Here is a 14688-nt window from a genome sequence, read left to right as displayed (position 1 = left end):
CCAGAATCGGTGGTCCATCCGGTTCTACTTCAACGTACCCTTTTTTAGGGCAAGATCAACCACCTGACTAATTTGCTTATGAAGTTGTCAAGGTGCAAAGCGAAACTACTTCATTTCATCATGTGGTTTCCATATATTCCCAATTAGCATTTACTTTCCGAGAGATCTCTATTAGTTAAAGACTGTTTCTCCATTGATCAGCACTTGCTCGGCACGGGCCATCACGTCCAAGGGATCCCTAGACCAAATTACCAGGTCCGCATCTTTGCCTGGTTCAATGCTTCCTACCTGAGATTCTACACCCAGGATCCGGGCGGGATTGATGGTAACAGCCCTGAGAGCATCTTCCCGGTCCATACCTGATCTGACCGCCATGGCAGCAGCGACAATAAGCTGGTTGATTGGAATAACCGGATGATCTGTCATTAGTGCCACCAATACTCCCGCTTTCGTGAGTACATCGGGTGTGCATGGCTGCTTGTCCTTCAGTTCAATCTTGCTGCGGGAGGTGTGGGTTGGACCTACGATAGCCGGGTACCCTTTCTCGGCGATAATATCCGCAATTTTATGTCCTTCGGTGCAGTGATCCAATACCAAATCTATTCCGAATTCCTCGGCAATGCGCATAGCAGTCATCATATCATCTGCCCGATGGGCATGGGCCCGCAAAGGGATCTCGTGGCGTAGGACCAAGGCTAGGGCTTCCATGCCTAGATCCCTCTCCACCACTTGATCCTCCTTAGCTTTACTATGTTTCGCTACGTAATCTACCGCCTTGGCCAGCTGCATCCGGAGGATTCCAGCCACCGCCATCCGGGTACTAACATTCTTGTTCTGGAAACACCTTTTGGGGTTTTCCCCGAAGGCCACTTTCAAGCCCGCAGGATGTTTGACCACCATCTCATCAACAACCCGGCCATTGGTTTTAATGACCACAGACTGTCCCCCGATTACATTTGCACTACCCGGTCCTGTACAGACGGTGGTTACCCCACCACATACCGCATCTTTTAGGCCCTGATCCTCTGGATTGATCCCGTCAATGGCGCGCAGATAGGGAGTCAATGGGTCAGTGGCTTCGTTAATATCATCCCCGGCCCATCCAATTCCTTCTTCATATAATCCCACATGACAATGTGCATCGATCAGACCGGGTGTAATTACTTTGCCCTTGGCATCGATTATCTCTGCTCCTTCGAGGTTTGGTAGATCCGAGGAAACTGCAGAGATTTTTCCCTGTTCAATGATAATGACACCAGGGTCAAGCTCCCGGCCGACCATGGTCCAGACTTTCCCACCGACAATCGCCAACATCGGCCTCACTTCCTTTACTATGCTCTCTTGCATATTTGTGATGGATGAATCGCCCGTATTGACATCAATGATGCATTCAGGTCTGCGTGTAATATTCGTCTTTGCATAGTTGGTTTCCTCCGCAAAAGGCAAGAATAAACCTAGGGTCGGGTTTACAGTGCCGGCTGAGTAACCTATAATATGCATTGAACACTGGAAAAAGAAGGGGATCCGATGGTTTGGCATGATGTCGTGGGTTTCTTTGCAGATCGTCCACTACTAAATGAGATTGTTACTCTCCTTGGACTATTGGTTATCGGTGGAGTAGTTCATCTACTGGTTAGACGTTATGTATTGGCTTTGCTATATCGGATATTCTGCCAAACAAGGATGACGTGGGATGAGATCTGTTTTGAACAGGGTGTATTTGATAATCTCCCCTACCTGGTTCCGGCGCTGATTATTAACCAAGGGGCAGCTCTGTTACCTACCGTAGGACATGGTCTAGAGAAGATTACGAGCATATGGATCGTGGTTATCTTTGGGATGTTCCTGGGAAAGTTCCTATCTGCCTTGTTTTCACTATATGCATCCTCGCATCAATCAACGCGGCGTCCGGTAAAAGGTTATGTAGAGACGATTAAGTTGGTTATCTACCTCGGGGTGGGAGTCATTGCCATTTCTATGTTGTTGGATAAGTCTCCCATTGCATTTATAAGCGGCCTTGGGGCGGTTACTGCTGTGCTGATGCTCATTTTTCGGGATATGATTCTCTCCTTTGTGGCTAGTGTGCGGATTATTAGTAATGACCTAGTGCGTGAAGGCGATTGGATTGAGATGCCTAAGTACGAGGCAGATGGTAATGTAATTGAAGCGGGACTGCATACCATTAAGGTGCAGAACTGGGACAAGACGATTAGCAGTATTCCAACTTACAAGTTGGTGGAGGACCCTTTCAGAAATTGGCGCGGGATGGCTGAATCGGGGGGGCGGCGGATTAAACGAGCGATTCTGATCGATCAATCTAGTATTTGCTTTTGTGATGAGGAGATGCTAGCCCGCTATGAACGGATCCAGTTGATTCAAGATTACATCAGGGAGAGAAAACGGGAGATTGTCGCATTCAACCAAAAGCATCACGTTGATTCCTCCCATATTGTCAATGGCCGACGGATGACCAATGTGGGGACCTTTCGTGCCTATGTGACCGCGTATTTACGTAACCATCCGCGGATCCGGCAGGACATGACTTTTCTGGTGCGCCAGTTACAGCCAACGCCTGAGGGTCTACCTTTGGAGATTTATGTTTTTGTGAACGATGTTGTTTGGGCTCATTACGAAACGGTGCAGGCGGATATCTTTGATCATATCCTTGCGGCGGCGCCCCACTTCGATTTGCGGATCTTTCAGAACCCCACCGGTTTTGACCTGCATCCTTTGGTATTAGGCAAATACAATGGAGAATCTGATGGTAACTAAGTCCGCTGGGATTTGACAAAGCCGGGTGAAACACAATCTTTTACCTTTGAGACTGCGCGGTGGTAGGTATTCATTTCCAGGATCTAGATCCGCGAGTATATACTCAATTTGATCGCCCCATGCTCCTTTGTACCCTGTGTCCAACCATTTAATATAGCTGATCTATGTCTTTGCTGTCGGCTAATGCTTTAGTTTGCTTAGGGGCGAAAAGCAGAGGGCAGTTTCAAAACTTGACAGGTCTAGCCTTTTTCCGTAGTATATTCGATAGCGTTGTTAACGCATAGGTTAGTAGTTCGTAAGCGAACTAGTAAAGGAAGGGGGCGTTCTATGGCCGATGTGATGTCAGAGCAGATTACGGCTGTCAAAGCATTACTCCATGATGTGTTTCATGGTATGCGCTATCAAATTGGGTTCTTGTTCGGACAGCACACCGGGATTACACCGTCCCAGCTTGCAGTACTTCAGGTGATTGCCGGGCATACTAAGGAGCCGCCTACCTTTACGGCGGTGGTTCGAGAGCTGAACTTAGCACCTAGTACGGTGTCGGGAATCGTGAAGCGACTGGAACGGGACGGTTTGGTTAAAAGGCTTCAGGAACCTGCGGATCTGCGCGTTAGTCGCTTGCAGTTAACAGGGAGAGCAGCTCAGCTTCTTGGGACTTTATGCAAGGTTTACGACTACTGCATTGATCAGAACTTCAAGGTATTTACTCAAGATGAGCTGGAGAGTTTTGTTGAGCTGCTTGCCAAGCTCAAAATGGCCATAGAATTAGCAGATTTAGCAAATCTAGATGATATTGTTGCCAGGAAGGGATCTCGAATTGAAGAACTCGAAAACTGTTGATTTCACTGAGGGAAGTATCTTAAGGCATTTAATCGGTTTTTCGCTGCCTATGTTCTTGGGAAACTTACTACAGGCTCTGTATAATACGGTAGATAGTATCTGGGTCGGACGATTTCTTGGGCATGAGGCCCTTGCGGCGGTTTCCGTAGGCTTTCCGGTCATTTTTTCGCTAATTGCTCTGATCAGTGGAATTACCATGGCTACTACGATCATGGTTTCCCAGTATTTCGGTGCCCAAGAGGAAGACAGAGTCACCAAGACGATCAACAATTCAGTCCTGTTACTTACTGTATGTGGTGCCATCGTGTCCGTGGTTGGTGTTGTTTTTAGGCGCCCCCTACTCCAGATGATCAATACACCCGAGGATATCATTGATCTTGCTGATGCTTACCTCGGGGTGTTTATGACCGGGCTTGTTGCTATGTTCTTGTACAATGTGGCCAGCTCAGTTCTAAGAGGTTTGGGGGATTCCCGAACCCCCTTGCGTTTTCTGGCGTATACCACTGTGCTGAACATTGTTTTGGATCCGGTTTTCATTTTCGGGTTAGGGCCAATTCCCCCCATGGGAGTGAAGGGTGCCGCCTTAGCAACGGTGCTATCCCAGGTGGTATCGGCGGTGTTGGCACTGCGCTATCTTTATGTGTCATCGGGTCTTGTTCACTACAAACCGGGGACCTTTAGACCTGATTGGGAGCTGACGGGTTTAACGTTCAGAATTGGACTTCCCGCAGGTATTCAGCAGGCTCTAGTTTCCTTAGGCGCATTAGTTGTTAGTGCACTCGTAAACAGCTTTGGCGCCACGGTGGTTGCAGGATTTGGCGCGGCGGCGCGAATAGATCATTTTGCATTTATGCCGGCGATGAGTATTGGCATTGCTGTGTCTGCTTTGGTTGGACAGAATATGGGGGCGGGGAAAACCGAGCGGGTCTATGAGACGGTGCGGTGGAGTTCATTGCTGGGAATAGCAATTACTCTCATCTTCTCACTCATCTCCTATTTCAAGCCGGAATTCTTTCTTGTATGGTTTACCAAAGAACCGGATGTAATTCGTGAGGGCGCGTTATACCTTAAATACATGAGTTTCTCCTATATCCCGATGTCATTAATGCTGACCTTAGGTGGTGTCTTGCGTGGCGCCGGGGATACGACATCAACAATGGTGATTACCCTGATATCCCTGTGGGTAGTGCGTGTTCCTCTTGCTAAGTATCTCTCAACTTTACCCCAGCTGGGTGTGGCAGGAGTCTGGCTCGGGATTGTACTAAGTTCACTGAGCGGCTTTCTCCTCCACTATGCTTTTTATAAAGCAGGCCGTTGGCAGGAAAAGGCTGTTGCTTCAAGGGAGGTTCAACCTAGCAAAGGTTAAGACGGGTTCTAACATGGGCGACGGGTGGGAGCTAATGCTACTATCCTGTGGTTATGTGCGATGCAAGTAAACCTGTTTTGGTAGGTATGCCCTTGATTAAACAGCCATTGCTACCCTGCTTCGGCCAGATTGGCCTTGCAGGGTAGCGGTTAAGTATTCTACGCCCCTTCTAAGCAGGTTGTTGGAGCCGCCAGATAACCGACGGATCACGGTCTCCAATACACAAACTCGAAGAAGGCTACGTGAAGTATTCCACCACACCTTGGGGGAATCTGTTGTTGATCTCTGCCCTCAAAAATTGCTCCAGCTCCTCGGCCTTAGAAGGTTCATAGACGTACTTGCCGAATCCTTTGTGAACCCGCCCCTCTTGACTTAGATCTAAGGATGAATGGGGAAACCGTTCTTTAATAAGCCGTGCAGAGCGGGCTGTGAATCTATGCATGATCAGTTCGAAGGTGAGCTGCTCCCTACTTACTTCTCTTAAGGTATCTTTAACGTTATCGAGCAGTACACTGTACTCTTCCTGCCAGTGGGGATAGATCAGTAAGGGCGCGATAATAAATCCGATGGGATATCCTGCTTGACAAAGAAGTTTTGCTCCCTCCAAGCGTTGATCAAGGGAGGCAGTATGTTCCTCGTAATTGTCGATGATCCGGTCTGTATTAATGCTGAATCGAAATCTCGTGTTGCCTTGGTGGTTAATATCCAGAAACGACGATATGTTTGCAAATTTTGTAACAACACGGAGCCGACCCCATCGTTGTTCTCCGAAAAACTCAATTGTCTTCCGTAAAGAACCGCTGAGGTGTTCAAGGGCCACTGGATCCGATGAACTGCTGGCTTCGAAGGTAGTTGTTTGGGGTTGTCTGCTCACAATCTTCTTTCGTGCGGATTGTAGGATTTCATCGATGTTAACATAGATCCGCATGTATACTCGCTCGCCGAGGCTTGCGGCTAGATAGCAGTAATGACAACGACCGGGACAACTAGTGTTTTCTATGAGGCGATAATCTGCCGATGGACGACAAGGCTGTAAAGTGAGGTCTTTCTTGACGCCCACTACTAATGTTTCCTTGGCCCGATGAAACCTTTCGGCATAGGTTGCACCTTCAATGTTTAGTCGATTGTGGGATGGGGTCATCTGAAGGGGGATGCCCCTAAGCGAGAACATCTCCTGCAAGCGACGGCCTAAAGGATAGTCTAGTGCCGCCTCTTCAAAGAATACCTGTGTGGGCATAAAAAGTCGCGTATCTAGTTGTGGGAGTGTGACGGTCTTGATTATCTCCACGCTCCTTCCCTCTGGTCATATGTTGCCCGGAATGTCACTGGCCTAGTAACGTGATTATCCCCACAAAAGGATTAAATGTGGCCAATTCAGGGGGATCTAGGATGGTAGGTCTACAAAAAAGAAGAGGGAGTACTTCGTGGAGGTATGCGTACCCCAGAGGTAGGCAGTTCACGAGTGGTTAATGCTCTGGAAGCTGTGCTCGGGGTGCGTGTTCATTGAAGGCAGAGGAGGTTACCCTCCCCTGCCTTTTGAGTCGGTTATTTAACGAACTCCAATTCCCCGACTTTCCAGAACTGCCACTTGAGCCCACCGGGGTAATCAAATCCACCCCACATAATTTCAGACATGGTGAGAATACCAAAGTCATCTACATCACCGTCGGTTACGAAAACGTCAAAACCAATAACGGCCCCTTCTTTAAGGAGTAACTCCGGTAGTTCGGTGAGGGCGATTCTCACCTCACAGCGATATCCGTCGGCAGTTCTTACACCATGAATCTCTTTTTCTTTTATGTTGGCGAACTTGGCATTGTTCATGATCACAACCGTACCTTGTTCCTCATCACCACCAAAGGGTTGGAAATAGACCCAGTAATCATCATCCTCCCATTCTCCACTTCCGGGGCTATCAGTGGCGTAGCTTGCGCTGGTGGTGTTGTTTAAGGCGTCAAAGGCGAAGTTGACCCGGTCTATGGACCAGTAATCATCGAGGTCAAATGTGCCTAGTACTGAATCGTCCTTCACGTCCACTGCCAAATAGAGGTTGTCATTGTCCCATCCAACGTAAAGATTTAAGGTGAGATCCTCTGCTGAGAGAAGGTCTCCTTTCATCACGTTTGATCCAGGGCCAATCACAAGCGATGGGTTTGCTAGGTTCCATTCCGATAGTTCACCATCAATTACTGGGGGCTTAGCGAAGAAATAGGCTTTAGCTCTGTTGGGGTTTTTCTCAGCCATAGCAGGAGCTAATGACAACATCAACAAGATAATCAAGGATAGCGGTAGGATACTCTTTCTCATTGTTTTCTCCTTTCATGTTTGTACCTTGTTTGGTTGGCTATCCGCTGTGAGAACGTGCTATCAATTTGCGCTGGGGAACTACTATATCAGTCGCTTCCCCTAAGACCAATGTGCTTTGCCCGTCAGAAAGGCGACCAGGGATTTTCCCTGATGATCAGGTCAATTTGCTCAGCGGCAATTTCCAGGGTAGGACCTATGGCCTTGCCTTCGTAGGCGATAGCTTGAAAGGCTTTGCTCAATTCACTGTTGATGTCCCCGGAGTTTGGATAGTCAATTACCTGCACGCGCATGAAGGGTACTTCCAGTAGGAATCCCTCTTCGATGGGGTCTAAAAGGGCGAATTCCTGGGCAACACTAATATTAGCGGATACGGCCAAACCGCTTTCAGCGCGGGCTTCCTGGGCAAAGGGCCCACAAAGGAACTTAATTGCTTCCCAAGCTGCTTCGGGATCCTTAGTGTTCTTGGTCATGGCAAATCCGGATTCGGCCATTAAGTTAGCCCGAGCTTCTTTAACGGGATATCCCACTACCCGGATCTCCTCTGGTTTGAAAGCCCTCAGCTTACGAAGACTTTGCAGCCACCAGTGGCCTGAACCCCAAAGAGCACAGCGACCACTGACTAATGGTTCGATGCCCAATATGCCTATGTCCCGCCAGGGGATGGCGACATTGTAATCGTCTTTTAGGGCAATCAATTGGGTAAAGGCTTCAGTGGTTTCCTGCGAGTTTAGATACCCATCAGCCTTGCGCTGTCCATCCTCCCAAGCCAGTACTTCTCCACCTAGACACCAGATCCAGTTAATCCAACGGTAAGTAGAGTCATCAAAGAATACTGCATACTTTTCTCTGCGGGGTTCGTCGCTGGTGAGTTTCGGGGCTTTGTCCATAAACTCATCCCAGGTCCAACCCGGTTCTGGTTCTGTGACTCCGGCAAGATCAAAAGCACGTCGATTGTAGTATAATACCTGGGGTGTAAAGTCCTTCGGTATGGCATAGAGTCTGTCCCCGATGCGTCCTGCATCGACGACGATTGGGAAGTATTGGTCCAGGAAATCACCGGGTTCTTTGGCGATGTACGGGTTAAGATCGTATAGGATCCCCGTATCCACCCAAAAGGGAACGGAAATGGAGTCCAACAGCATGATGTCCGGGCCTACACCGCCGGCGGTTTCCACAAGAATTTTATCGTTGTACCCAGCATACGACTCAACAATGAGCTCTATATCAGGATATAGTCGATTGAATTCCTCGGCAATAATCTCCTCTACTTCTAACTCTGAGGGACCTCCCCAGATCACAGCCTTAATCTTCACCTTCTCTGCGAAAGACACATTGCCAACACCAATAAGCATCAAACAAACCAGAGCAATGATCACAACTAATCTTCGTTCCTTCATTTGGACTGCCTCCTAACACAATATAGTTAATCGCGCGTACAACTGCCGAGCCTTAACACGGTAAACGGACTCCAGTGCTACGAAAGTACTGTTCTGTCGAGCCTGGGTTCCAAACCAGAACCCTGTTCAACTTATACAGGTACATTGTGTGATTGACGATGTCTTTGTGCTTTGTGTTTTCCTCTGTGTCGCGGTCTGTTTCAATGCCGACCGATGTTGTTGCACCAACACACTGGGATCATTGCTTAACTTCGACGGTGATCTCCTCTGCTAGCACACATGATGTGCCCTTCCTTTGTGAATGAATCTTGATCGTGAATGTACCTGCCTCCCTTGGCGTCCATGTGGCGACGTACCGTACATCGGTCTCCTTGTTGAAGATTAGTTCTCCCTCGGGTGTCTCGGCCCAAACCAGAAAATCCCCCTCGACAAGTCTATCCCTGGTGATTACCAAGACTGGAATTTCCGTGGGGGTGTCCTTTTCGGTATGAATAGAGCGTGTCCGCAAAATCCATGATACTTCAGTATCAACCACGAGTGGACGCTGATCGTATCCTTGTAGGCTCTCTGCCACGAGCATAATCTCCACGGTTTTTTGTTCCGCCACAGCATCAGTGGGAACTAGGACTACAAATTCGGTTGGGCTAATCTGTTCAACTTCTAGTTGATCACGGCCTAGGAGAGCAAATAGCTGGGGTTGTTCAACCGCAATATCTGTTGCATCACCATCGAAGCCTAATGGTAGATGCTCTGCGACTACTTGGACAGGAATGCGGCATACAGATTCCAGATCCACATGCCATTCCCAGCGCACCGGCGCGACGATCATAGTCCTTTTCTGTCGATGGACATTGACCACTGAAGAAAGAGATTGTGCATCGGCCAGCTGTGCGGTAACCTGAAGCTCGCCTTGTTTTCCTGGTGGCAACCAGCCGCCATATAGGCCGTTCTCGTATAAGACTATGGCTCCGTCGGTATGAGCATAGCTTTGGTACTCGAGGGTCTGCTCTCCTTCGATGCTCACCGCGGCTGATTTAATTGGTTTTTGCGCCCGATCCCGGAGGATCATGGGTACATAGACAAAGTCACCCTCTGGGACCCACATATTTTGGTACAGGGGTTCTAGATACACATCCTTTGTTAACCGATCTACTTTGCGTTGCTCCTTGCGGTAACCCCACTCCAACATGCGCCACTCAGCTGGGGTCATACGGTTTACCATTCGTCGATAGAACACCATTTGATCTTGCCAGGGGAATGAGTACTCCCTACGGGATTCTCTTTCTGCAAAGATCAGCATTTCCTCATCGGTATGCCGGGGCAAGAAGGCACCGGGCATTTCGCTCAACAGTAGTGGCATAAGTCCGGCCATGTGGTCTGCATGCCAAAACCGCTCGATGCCGGACTGATGGAAAAGCCCATCCATGTTATGAAGGGTCTCATGGATCCCCACCCTGCTAATTGCTGCATGGGGCCCATCAAACACTCCCTGGGAGTTATATGCACCCCCGCCGATAACCCCTAGACCGGGACCCTCCGCAGCACCGCCATAGGCCTTTCCGGCCCCGAATACATTGCGGCCCTCCCAGGCCCAAAACGCGATCACGATTGGATACTTTTTAAGATCAATCCCGCTTTGGCGTAGGAAAGGAGCTGCATTCGCAGCAAGAAGATGATAGGCATTGCTGGAGGGAGAGTTAAACTCGGATAAGGCAAGACGGCGATCGATTTGCAGATAATCTAACTCCAATTCTAAGTGAGGACCAGCCTCTTGCACAAAGAATTCCTTGATTGCGGCTACCTCTTTATGAAATTCTTGAATGTCTGTAGCATTAGCTATCTTCACATCACTTTGCGTGAACAACACAGCTAATGTAGGGATGACGACGATATCATCTAGGGACACCTCTTCTGGCGAAGCGGCCTGAATGGGTAAGGCTGACCCCAGTGTGATGATTACTACACCCAAGATGAGCCTATACAATTCGGAATGTCGTAGAGAACGAATAGACTTGTACAACAGCGATCCCTTCCTTCTAAAGAGCTTAAATGGTCGGTCTTACGCCGGTCATTATGTGCGTTAACGTTGTGCATCGTGCAGATTAGTTCCCATTGTGTCGATGCAAACTCAGTAAAGCAAAGGAAGTTGTTGGCGACAATATTCATCTATGTGGAAGCGAATAGCGAACGATGTATATGATCATAGTTCGACATTGGTGCATACTTTCCTTCAGTAAACCATCAAAAGAGCTACCTTTACACCAATAGATCGACAATGTCAGCAATTTCCGTAATACAGATCATTGGCGCGATAGTCACCGCCGTGCCGAGGCGTAGTTCCGGATGCGAGGGTAGGAAAGCTGTTGGATGCCTTCTAGGAACAGACACGAAGCTTTTAGCAAAACTAAGTGTTTGTAAAATCAGTTGACCAAAGGGTAACCTGTCTGAAACGATTCGCCTAAAGCCAGTTCCAGAGTGTAGACGTGGTGTTTGGTATCTCCATACCGTAGTGAAAGATAATACCCAACAGTTCAACGCCGCTGGTTACAGACTCATCTAAGAGTGAAAGGTCTGCCTTAAATTGGTAACCATCATTGGCGTGAATTGACTCCTAGCCCTGCTCTGACGACTCGGTGTTTGTAGCGTATTCTTGTTAGAGGTCACTTAGCACATCAACTCGGTGGTGAACGGCTCAGAGCCGGAAATCGTCTGTTCTTGTGTGCTAAGCCTAGTGACACAGGATTGGTTGTTTATGTGTGGGTAATGTATTGCATCAGGGCCACGATCGGCCCTGATGCAATAAAAGCAATGTTATTCCATGACAAATTCTAGCTCCCCTACTTTCCAGTACTGCCACTTGATGGAAGTCCCGGGATACTCGAATCTGCCCCACATGATCTCAGAAATGACCAATTCACCCCACTCATTCACATCACCATCGGTAATAAAGACGTCAAAGCCAATGACAACACCATCGTCTACCCATAGTTCAGGCAGCGCAATGATGGGGATTACCAACTCACAAATGTAGCCATCATCGGTTCGTAGGGCGGCTATTTCCGCACCAGCCACCGCGCCCCAAAAACTATTATGCATGATGGTGACTATGCCCTCTTCCTCATCACCACCAAAGGGGTGGAAGTAGACCCAGTAGTCATCATCTTTCCATTTGCCACTACCCGGATTGTCGGTATCATAGGTCTCTGCGGTGGTATCGTTAAGGACATCAAAAGCGAAGTTGATCCGGTCTTGGGCCCAATAGTCGCTCAGGTCAAAGGTGCCAAGTACAGAGTCGTCTTTGACATCAACTGCAACATAGAGGTTCTCGTAATCCCAACCGAGATACAACTTTACGGTCAGATCCTCGGCAGATTCAAGGTCTCCGCGCATAATATTCGAGCCTGGACCAATCACAATCGATGGCTTAGCTAGGTCCCACTCTGATAGGTCAGCATCAATGGTGGGGGCTTTATCAAAGAAATATGCCTTAGCCTTGTTGGGATTTTTCTCAGCCATGACAGGGACTACGGAAAGCACTAGTACCACGATAACACCAACAAATAGAAGAACTCTCTTACTCATGTTATTTGCTCCTTTCCGGATGAACTGAATTAGCACGTATAGATTATGCGGACTACGTTTGTATCTTCTACGTCTCACCTCCAGGGGCGTCGGTTGATTGAGATAAAGGTTATATCAGTAATAGTGTATGTCCTTAACAACCTATTCATGTTCTTGTCAAGCTCAGTCACTACTCTTCGTATGGGGACCATGGATTATTCTTGATGACCATATCAACTTGTTCTGCGGCGATCTCCAGGGCTGGGCCAAGGGCCTTTCCATCGTAGGCGGCGGATCTAATTGCAGTATCAATAATGCTGGATATTTGATCGTAGCTTGGATGCTCAATCACATGAACCTTCATAAACGGTACGTCTAGGAGGAATCCCTCCTCAATTGGGTCCGCATAGGCGAATTCCTGGGCTATAGCGATATTTGCCGATATGGCCAGGCCACTTTCAGCCCTTGCGGACTGGGCAAAGGGTCCGGTAAGCCACTTGACTACTTCCCAGGCTTCATCAGGATGCTTGGTATTGACAGTCATGGCAAAGCCTGATTCAGCCATCAAGTTGGCCTGTTGTACCCGCACAGGATAGTTCACTACTCGGATCTCCTCGGGTTTGAAGGCCCTCAGCTTGCGCAGGTTTACTAACCACCAATGTCCAGAACCCCACAGGGCGCAACGACCAGTAAGGAGTGGTTCAACACCTAATATGCCTACATCACGACTGCTAATAGCCACACGATAGTCATTTTTGAGGGCAATAAACTCGCCAATTGCTTCAGTGGTGGCCTTTGAGTCTAGGTATCCATCGGCCATCAGCTGACCATTTTCCCAACCGAGTACTTCGCCCCCTAGACACCACACCCAGTTGATCCAACGGAAGATCCAATCGGAAAAGTAAGCGGCATATCGTTCGCGGCGGGGCTCATCGCTGGTAAGCTTGGGAGCTTTTTCTAGGAATTCCTCCCACGTCCAACCAAATTCGGGTTCGGTGATCCCGGCTAGATCAAAGGCACGACGATTGTAGTAAAGCACCTGGGGTGTGAAATCCTTCGGTATGGCATATAGTCTATCCCCGACTCGACCAGCATCGATCACGTTTGGGAAAAACTGATCAAGAAAATCTGGCTCATCCCGCTCCAAATATGGTTTGAGGTCGATCAATAGATCCTTATCAACCCAAAAGGGAACGGCTATTGAGTCTAGTAGCATGACATCGGGACCTACCGCGCCCGCGGTTTCTACCAGGATCTTATCGTTGTAGCTGGCGCCATAGGACTCAACAACTAGTTCAATGTGCGGATTCAGTCGGTTATACTCCTCGGCAATCTGCTGCTCAACCTCTAACTCGTTCTGCCCTCCCCAAATGACAGCCTTAATCGTGACCTTCTCGCTAAGAACAGATCCAGTAAGCGATGTGATGATTAGGCAAAGCAATGCTAGGGTTCCCGCTAACTTCCGAGTCTTCATTATCCCTACCTCCGTTTGCGGATAGTTGCTGCTCTCCTCTATTGGCAAGCCTATTCGCTTCAAGCACCCAGTATTCTATCCGAAGGAATTTCGACTGTGGAAACCATATGAAGACACGACTAATCAAATGCTATGGATATAGGTTCTGGCTGTGTGCCCTAAATTTGGTTCTAGTTTTGCAGTAATAGACGATTCAATAGTCTCTAATTCCATTATTCGACGAAAGGTCCATTATTTCCTGCAATAGTTCATGGATGATCTGGGGTTTTGACATAAGCCCGGCGAAAAAAAGAGAAACCATGTGCTAGTTTGGTAAATCAAGCCCATAGCGAGCGAATATTTGTTCCGGTGTACCAAGTTCTTCAGACAAAATTCGTAACGTATAGCCGGCTAAGACAGCAAATCAGCTATGAAGTTAGCCACCATTTGAGCACTAAAAGGTTTGGGAGGTTCCTTGTCCTCTCCTCTTTTCTCATGGGAACGACGACATAAGCCCTCATCTATCCAGCGAGCATTAAACCCCATTACTTTCATCATTGCCGGATCAGTGAACAGCAAGGTTGGCATAGCATACATATGCACGATCCCCAACAATGTTTTAACCATATATGTAAGTATTATCAAGGCTGATGGCACTATGAATCGTTGTCTGCGGACTTCTTTTGTCCTAGCTTAGAATCAGGTCCCGTAGATCGAGCCATACCAACACTACCCTTCGCGAAGGAATGTAATTATCTGATAACCTCGCGAAACATTTCCATTCTCCTGCTTACCGACGAAAAGAGTTTTCCGGATAATAAAACGGCATCCGAACCGAGAAAGCTTATGTCAAAACCCCAGCATGAATGATCATGGTTTATTTTGGTTCCGGAAAGCTGGCAAGAATAGTACGTAGACCGCCGCAAAACTAGGCAAGGACGAGATGAGGTAACGCGCGGTGGCCGTACACACTACCTAGTTAATCCTCT

General features: G+C 48.2%; 11 protein-coding genes. 3 read left to right on the top strand and 8 right to left on the bottom strand.

Features of this window, described 5'->3' with window-relative positions; all coding sequences use genetic code 11:
- Positions 1-171 precede the first annotated feature (171 nt).
- Positions 172-1314, bottom strand: coding sequence for an amidohydrolase (locus M0Q40_06145; protein ID MCK9222191.1), 1143 nt, complete (start codon positions 1312-1314; stop codon positions 172-174).
- Between the two features lie 213 nt (positions 1315-1527).
- Here M0Q40_06145 and M0Q40_06140 point away from each other — a divergent pair, with 213 nt between their 5' ends.
- From M0Q40_06140 to M0Q40_06130, 3 genes are all read left to right on the top strand, one after another.
- Entirely contained in the window at positions 1528-2772 is a 1245-nt protein-coding gene (locus M0Q40_06140; GenBank protein MCK9222190.1) for a mechanosensitive ion channel family protein, read from the top strand.
- 327 nt (positions 2773-3099) lie between these two features.
- Positions 3100-3615 (top strand): MarR family transcriptional regulator, encoded by a 516-nt coding sequence (locus M0Q40_06135; GenBank protein MCK9222189.1) that lies wholly within the window; start codon positions 3100-3102, stop codon positions 3613-3615.
- A complete protein-coding gene (locus tag M0Q40_06130; protein ID MCK9222188.1) occupies positions 3593-4981 on the top strand; it encodes an MATE family efflux transporter in 1389 nt (462 codons plus the stop codon). The genes M0Q40_06135 and M0Q40_06130 overlap by 23 nt, the downstream gene beginning before the upstream one ends.
- A gap of 238 nt (positions 4982-5219) precedes the next feature.
- On the opposite strand, the gene splB is transcribed toward M0Q40_06130, so the two are convergent.
- The 7 genes from splB to M0Q40_06095 form a co-directional block, all read right to left on the bottom strand.
- Positions 5220-6269 (bottom strand): spore photoproduct lyase, encoded by a 1050-nt coding sequence (gene splB / locus M0Q40_06125; GenBank protein ID MCK9222187.1) that lies wholly within the window; start codon positions 6267-6269, stop codon positions 5220-5222.
- A 257-nt stretch (positions 6270-6526) separates the two neighbouring features.
- A complete protein-coding gene (locus tag M0Q40_06120; protein ID MCK9222186.1) occupies positions 6527-7288 on the bottom strand; it encodes a hypothetical protein in 762 nt (253 codons plus the stop codon).
- Positions 7289-7410: 122 nt separating this feature from the next.
- Positions 7411-8685: an extracellular solute-binding protein gene (locus M0Q40_06115; GenBank protein ID MCK9222185.1), complete on the bottom strand. Its 1275-nt coding sequence runs from the start codon at positions 8683-8685 to the stop codon at positions 7411-7413.
- Between the two features lie 238 nt (positions 8686-8923).
- Complete coding sequence (locus M0Q40_06110; protein ID MCK9222184.1) at positions 8924-10705, bottom strand: hypothetical protein; 1782 nt, start codon at positions 10703-10705, stop codon at positions 8924-8926.
- 791 nt (positions 10706-11496) lie between these two features.
- Positions 11497-12267 carry a hypothetical protein gene (locus tag M0Q40_06105; protein ID MCK9222183.1) on the bottom strand — a complete coding sequence of 257 codons (771 nt, stop codon included), beginning with the start codon at positions 12265-12267 and terminating at the stop codon, positions 11497-11499.
- A 169-nt stretch (positions 12268-12436) separates the two neighbouring features.
- Positions 12437-13720 (bottom strand): sugar ABC transporter substrate-binding protein, encoded by a 1284-nt coding sequence (locus M0Q40_06100; GenBank protein MCK9222182.1) that lies wholly within the window; start codon positions 13718-13720, stop codon positions 12437-12439.
- A gap of 390 nt (positions 13721-14110) precedes the next feature.
- On the bottom strand, positions 14111-14296 hold the full coding sequence (locus M0Q40_06095; protein ID MCK9222181.1) for a hypothetical protein: 186 nt from the start codon (positions 14294-14296) through the stop codon (positions 14111-14113).
- Between the last annotated feature and the right edge of the window lie 392 nt (positions 14297-14688).

The organism is Limnochordia bacterium (genome assembly GCA_023230925.1).
Classification (GTDB): Bacteria; Bacillota; Limnochordia; order DUMW01; family DUMW01; genus JALNWK01.
Note: the sequence above shows the minus strand (reverse complement) of the source record. Positions and strands in the feature narration are given on the sequence as shown.